Below are 7,197 nucleotides of genomic sequence, written 5' to 3' on the forward strand. Positions count from 1 at the left end.
CCGGCCTTTTTACGGGCATATGCAAGGGGATGCTCTTTTTATTCCATAGTTCTGTTTTTTTAGATTTAAACGATATCCGACGTTTCTCGTCGACGATCAGAAGCTTCGCCGTTGCCATTGATTGTCTTACCTGACTACCCAGACAAGTTATGAGCTACGGAAGCATCAGGCACGATCTCAATAATACACAGGTCCTTTGGAGGAAGAGAATAACTCACTGTTACCTCCCCATTTTTATACGCGCCAATCAACCTTCTGCCATCGGCATGGGTAACATATACTTTACCGGAGGAAGAAAGGCTATAGTCGCTGCTCTTAAATGCAAAATGCAGCGGCAGGGCCGCTCCACTGATACTGGCCACAGCGATACCCATCTGTCCGTCTTTCGCCTTCCATGCAGCCGTATACAACAACGGCGCCTTCTCCCGAAAGGTGGTTACCCGGTCCTGCTGTCCTGCATAAATGGAAAGCCGGGAGATCGGAATGTCTTTATAGGGAATATCTATATGAGGGGCGCGCATGAACTCACCATACAGGAGGTACTTCAGCCCCTTGTACCTGGTCTTAGCCAGACGGATGAGATAATCCACTTCCTCTTTTCTTTCTGAAGTCAGGGACGGATGATAATTGGCGATGGTCGGTTGCATCCCCCATACAAACGAACGGGCCTGCTCCATAAAGAACTGATCGTTAAACTCATTCCCCAACGGTTGCTCCTGTGATTCAGGCGCCGTCCCTTTAGGCCATAACTCGTCATAAGGAGGGGAAACCAGCGACGAATAGCTTCCGAAGGTTACCCCGTAAGCATGATACACGGCCTGGAAAAACGGGATCGTTTCCGGTCCTCCAACCCCTGCATACCGCTCTTTGCTCACCTGCAACGTCAGAAAGGCGTCAAGATAGGGAAGCCAGCATTCCCCGCAGCCTTCGCCGGCGAGCACCGTATGATCTTTGACCATGTCATTTGTACGGATCATCTGCGTAAGTGTGCCAAAATTTTTCACCCAGTAATTACCGCCTCCGACCGGATGGCCATGGGTGGTATCATAGCATATATAATTCAGGCAGGCCTGGTCCATATACACTCCTCCCGTATGATATTCATTGATGGCTTTATCGGCAAGGGCAGCATATTTTTCCTTCCAAAACCTGGTAGCCATGCACATCGGCGTCAGCGAGTGATGGGTAAAAATATTGAACACATGCGCTTCTGTACCGCCTGCCTCGTTTTTTACCGCCCAATTCAGCGCATGCTCCTTTTCAAAACTCTGCGTAGACGTCCCCCACTGGAAGGAGTTCATATACACGATGGCTTTTACCCCCTGTTGGTTTGCGCTGCGAACGGCGGCCTTAAAAGATGCATCACCCTCCTTTGGGGGGAAATACTCCGGAAATCCATCATCATACGGACTACCATGCCACCAATGCCACAACACATTAACGGGTAAGCCTGTTCTTTTCCTGAGATCTACAGCCGGTGTAAGTACATTTCCGGATCGCCCCCTGTTCCATACCCAGAGTGCAGTACTGTCAGCCCAGCTTTCCCCTGCATGCTTCCTAAAACGGCTGTCCTGACACCATGCCTGACGCACTCCCCAGGCTTTATATATTTTAGCGGCAGAAATCCAGTCTCCCTTAAATGCACCGATCACGGCGTCATAGGGCAAGGTATAAGCATCTTTTCCATCCCCGGCCACCGGATAGTTATTCATCTGATAGCCCAGATTGTTGAGGCTATCGAGCGAAATTGAAAATTGCTTGGCATACCCTTGCGCATCATTACAGGCTGCATAAAAACCATGGGTAGCCGGATTGTATAATGACAGCATCTGAAGCGACAACGGCCCGGGATAACGCCAGGTAAAACTCCTGTCCTTACCATCAAGCCCGGACAACGCGGTACGGGGCGCTTTACGCAGCTCCCCCATCCAGACGGGCACGGCCAGCTCCTCGTTACCCATATCCCGCAGGCCGGAGATATTGGGGAAAACGATCTTCTTCAGCTGCTTTCCCGCTACCCCCGATAATGAGATATTCCAGGCGGAAAGCGCCTGATCGCCCCGGAGCCTGACCTTAACCCGTACTTTCAAATCGGGACCGGCGATCCCTGAAAACCGGCTCCATTCCAATACCAGCGTTTGTGCATCCGGTTGAGAGACATGAAAAGCGCCCGCGGCAGACATCTCTACCGTCCCCGCCACTCCTGGCTCACCCAGTTCCAGCTTCCATAATGAAGCTCCCCGTGTACCGTTCCGGTCGAGGAATTCAAGCGAGGTGCTCAGATCTTTTAAGGATACCAGCTCGCCGGTAGCGGCATCAAAGGTGATCCTAATGGCCTTATTGCCCAACACCACACCATCTTCAGGCGCCGGCGGTGTTCCATACGCTGTTACGGTAGCCAGGAACAGGTATACTGACAGTATGGATATAAAACGCATTATGCTGTTTTTTATAGAACTTTCGATAAAATTGGCGTACCCGGCATCAGTATCCCGGATTCTGATCGTCCGGCGACAACGCCGGATTTGTATCTATTTCCTGCTGCGGAATAGGCCACAGGTAAGCCGATTGCTGTACGGCGATCCCCTTGGCATGAAGAATAACCGACGCGGCCTTTTTGGTGCGCCGGAGGTCTTCCCAGCGTTTCCCTTCCATAAAATGTTCATAACCCCGCTCCTGAAGTACGGTATCCCTGAATGATTCCGCCGTCCAGCCGGTGCTCGGATAGTCCACGGGAGACGCCACATCAAACGGATACCCATAACCGCGGCGCTTCACCTTATTCAAACATTCAATCGCCAGTGCCGAAGGGCCGTTTTCTGCCATGGCATCAGCCTCCGCATACAGGGTCAATACATCGGCATAACGCAAAAACGGATAGTCATTACCGAAACCGGTAATACCGGTAGCACCGGGATCCCGGAACTTGCTACACAAGACCGGCGTAGAGGAAGGCAATGGCGTCACCTTACCGGTAGCCGGATCTATATATTCGGTAAACAGATCGTACTGTTTACGAAGGTCATTATCATTCCAGTTCCTGATAAACGGATTGTCCGGCGTTTCATAAATCACATAGTTCCCAAACGGGGCAAACTGAGTGGCGGTCCATAACAGGTTCAGCGGCCATCCCCATCCATCCTGGTGATTGAATTTGAGATAAAAGATCTCCTCGGATGTGCCGTTGGCAGAAGCTCCGAAAACATTATCAAAATCCTCCGGCTTGCTGACGCCCACCAGCGAAAAAGCCTTGGATTGGATCACCTCCAGCGCCTTTTTCTGCGCGTCATCCCACTGCCCCAGGGTCAGATAAATCTGTGCCAGAAAGGCCTTAGCCGCCCATTTGGTAGGATGACCGAATTGTGCAGGTGTCGATGGAAGACTGTTTTCTCCCTCAGTCAGATCGGCAACAATCGCATCATAGACATCCTTAACGGCAGCCCTTTTCGTATCTTCATGACGGGTATCCAGATATAACGGCACGGCGCCCCAGTTAATAACCAGGTGGTAATAGCAGAAAGCGCGCATAAACTTCGCCTCCGCCACCAGCGCATTTCGGGTATCCTCATCGATCGTGGTGATCTGCGGTATCTTTTCAATGGCTATATTGGCGTAATTGATACTCCTGTAAAAATCCGCCCATAGGCCGTCCGTTCTGGCGATATTCACCTGATCCAGCGTCTTGTACTCGCCGATGGGCGCTGTCGATCCTCTCCCGTAACCATAATCGGCTTTGATGTCCATCTGTAAAAAATACGGGCCATTGAGTCCGCCTTTCCTGATGGGCGAATAGATTGCATTGATAGCGCCCTGTGCGCTTTCCAGGTTATTATAATAAGTCGATTCGGAGATACGATCTTTGGGTATCTCATCCAGATAATTTTTGCAGGAAGAGAAGCAAATAATCAAAACAGTGCAAAGCGCTATATTTAATATGACCTGTTTCATTGGTTTACCAATTTTTGCTTGAATGGTCTCAAGCCGTTAGAAATTAATCTTTAACCCTGCCAGGATGGTTGTAGCATTGGGATATCCCATTTCGTCAATACCTTTCGAAATGCCGGATCCCTGCGTATTCACATCCGGTGAATACAGCGGATAACTGGTGATGGTAAACAGGTTCTGCGCACTCAGGTAGATCTCCGCGTGGTTGATACCGATTGCCGCTATGCGGCGGCCTTTCAGGGTATATGACAATTGGACGTTCTGCAAACGGATATAGGAACCGTCTTTTATAAACCGGTCTGATCCCTGGTAACGGGTGGTCGCGCTGATGCGTGGATACCGGGCATGGGGATCGGGATCTTCGGGCGTCCAGTAGTTGTTCAGCACTTCCCGGAGCTGATTCTCCCCAAAGTAAAAACCATTGGCGATACTGGACAGGTTATAGGCCAATATCTGATTACCCTGAATACTATTCACGATAAAAGAAAGGCCAAAGCTACCATAGGACAGATGCGAGTTTACACCGGCAATGAACTTCGGATTGGGGTTGCCGATGATCTGCCGGTCTGCGGTGGTGATGCTCCCGTTGCCGTCGATATCTTTGTACTTGATGTCGCCGTCGGCCGTTAAGCCGTCTTCCACATATCCGTAAAACACTCCGATAGGTTGCCCTACCCTTACCAGGCTCATAGCCGGCAGGTTATTACCCATGCCGGCGCCAAAAATATCGGCACCATCGGCCAGTGATATGACCTTGTTTCGGTTAACGGTAAATGTCCCTCCCAGATCCCATTTGAACTTACCCCGGTTCATCAGCTGGAGGTCCAGCGCCACATCCATGCCGGCATTGCGGATACTGCCGATATTGGCGGACTGTGAAGCGTAGCCGGAAGATAGCGGCAGCGGAACAGAGGCCAGCAGGTCGCGGGTCATCTTTCGATAATAATCAACAGACAGCCCGATGCGTCCGTTGATCAGCATAAGATCAGCCCCTACATCGACTTGTGAGGTGGTTTCCCATTTCAGGTCCGGATTGGGCTTTACATTATCCGGTGCAAACCCTACATACAGGTTATCATCAAAAACAGTGGGCATACCCGTGAGCACGGAAAGCGACTGGTAAGGACTTACGGCTGTATTACCGGTCTCCCCCCAGCTGCCTCTTAGTTTAAAATCACTGATGGTATTTTTTAGCCCTGCCCAGAATTTTTCCTCGCTCAGCTTCCAGGCAACCGCCATAGAAGGGAAATACCCCCATTTGTTGGCACTTCCGAACCTCGAAGACCCGTCGGCCCGTATACTCGCGGTAAGCAGGTATTTGTCTTTATAGGAGTAATTGGCCCTTCCCAGCCAGGAGAGCAGGGTATACTTGCTGTAACCGGAAACGGGCGTACCCGGTATGGTACCCGACTGAAGACTGTTATTCCCGAGTGCATTATTGGAAAACCCTTTGGAATTGGCATTGGCAGACTGATCAGATATTTTTTCATTGGTCAAACCCGCCAGCAACACCAGTTTATGATCGTCCCCCAGTTGTTGGGTATACGTCAGCAGGTTCTCATTGACAATATGCATGAGCTCGGCATAGGTAATGGATGCAGAGCCGTTGGCCGTCTGTTGAAAAAGAGTAGGTGAATAAAAATCGCCTCTCGTCATGTTATACTGAACCCCGACTGAGGTATGAAACTCCAGATCCCGCGTAATGTTCCCGTTCAGAATAAGGTTGGACAACAAACCGTTGGTGGCGCTCGATTGCTTTCTCTCCAGCGCCATGGCCACGGGATTTTCCAGAATGTCCGGACTGAATGCATATCCCCTCAGATTTGTATAGCTGCCGTCTGCATTCCTGACAGGCAACGTCGGCGGAGCTACCAGCGCTCCGCTGAGCACGCCCAGGCCCCTCTCCTGGTTATCGCTGTTGAGTTGATTGTTGACCGTTCTGTTGAAGATTCCGTTAAAATCAAGCTTCCAGCGTTCGCTTATCTTATGCGATATATTGGCCTGTAGCTGCCCCTGGGTATATTTTGATCCCAGGATGATGCCCTCCTGGTTAAGGTAGTTACCGGAAAGATCGAACAGGCTTTTGTCATTGCCTCCGGATATACGCAAGCTATGATTCTGGATGGACGCAACACGAAATATTTCTTTCTGCCAATCTGTTCCTTTACCGAATCCCTTGATCTGCTCTTCCGTAAAATAAGGAGCGATATGATCATTGGTTGCACGCAGGTTGGCCAACCGGGCAAATTCCTTCGCATCAAGCAGGTCCAGGGTTTTACTTACCTGCTGTATTCCATAATAACCGTTGTATTCAATCGCCGTTTTACCCGGGCCTCCCCGCTTTGTCGTGATCATTACCACACCATTGGAACCTCTCGAACCATAAATAGCGGTGGAAGATGCATCCTTCAGTACTTCTATGGACTGGATATCATTAGGATTCAAGTTATTCAACGCACCGGTATAGGGAAAACCATCTACAACATAAAGGGGCTCATTCCCTCCCAACAGGGAATTGTCTCCCCTCACTCTTACACTCAGTGAAGCCCCCGGCGCCCCCGAGTTCTGCAGGGTTTGCACACCGGCTGCCAGACCCGTTAATGCCTGAACGGGGTTGACGATAGCCTGGCTTCCTACATCCTCACCTTTCAGAGAGGCTATGGCCCCGGTCACATCGGATTTTTTCTGAGTGCCGTAGCCGATGACCACCAATTGATTCAAGCCGGTTGAGGCGGGGTGCAGTACTATTTTTAACGATGCTTGATCATTCAGGACCACTTCCTGCTTCTCGTACCCCACATACGAAAATACCAACACCGCGCCTCCGGGGGCATCTATCTGGAAGTTCCCATCGGCGCCGGTTGTAGCGCCTGTTGATGTCCCCTTTACCTGTATCGTCACGCCGGACAACGGATTGCCGGAGGAATCGGTGACCCTGCCGGATACCGGCTGTTGTGGCAACGGCGGCATCCTGTCCGCTGAATCCCGGTCCCGGGTCAGAGAACGGATCACTACCGTCTTGCCGATCACCACCCAGGAGAGCGGTTGGCCCTCCATACAACGAGCCAGTGCCTCCTCCAACGTCGCGTTGCGGAGCTCCACCGTCACCCTGCGCGAAGGACGCATTAACGACTCGGTATAGGCAAACGTATAGCCGGTCTGATCCCGGATCTCCGAAAACACCTCCTCCAGGGAAGCATTTTTCTCCGACAGGCTGATCCGCTGTCCGGACACCCTGGCACTTGCATGCAG

3 protein-coding genes are annotated in these 7,197 nt (G+C 51.1%); all 3 read right to left on the reverse strand.

The annotated features are described in order from the left end of the window. Positions 1-134 precede the first annotated feature (134 nt). Positions 135-2,438: a DUF6259 domain-containing protein gene (locus ABD851_RS14445; protein ID WP_344980509.1), complete on the reverse strand. Its 2,304-nt coding sequence runs from the start codon at positions 2,436-2,438 to the stop codon at positions 135-137. Positions 2,439-2,484: 46 nt separating this feature from the next. Further along, positions 2,485-3,948, reverse strand: a complete 1,464-nt coding sequence (locus tag ABD851_RS14450; RefSeq protein ID WP_344980511.1) for a RagB/SusD family nutrient uptake outer membrane protein — start codon at positions 3,946-3,948, stop codon at positions 2,485-2,487. Positions 3,949-3,984: 36 nt separating this feature from the next. Continuing rightward, the coding region (locus tag ABD851_RS14455) for a TonB-dependent receptor (RefSeq protein ID WP_344980513.1) at positions 3,985-7,197 on the reverse strand (3,213 nt) is incomplete at its 5' end.

It is taken from the genome of Compostibacter hankyongensis, assembly GCF_039541075.1.
In the GTDB taxonomy this organism is placed as follows: domain Bacteria; phylum Bacteroidota; class Bacteroidia; order Chitinophagales; family Chitinophagaceae; genus Compostibacter; species Compostibacter hankyongensis.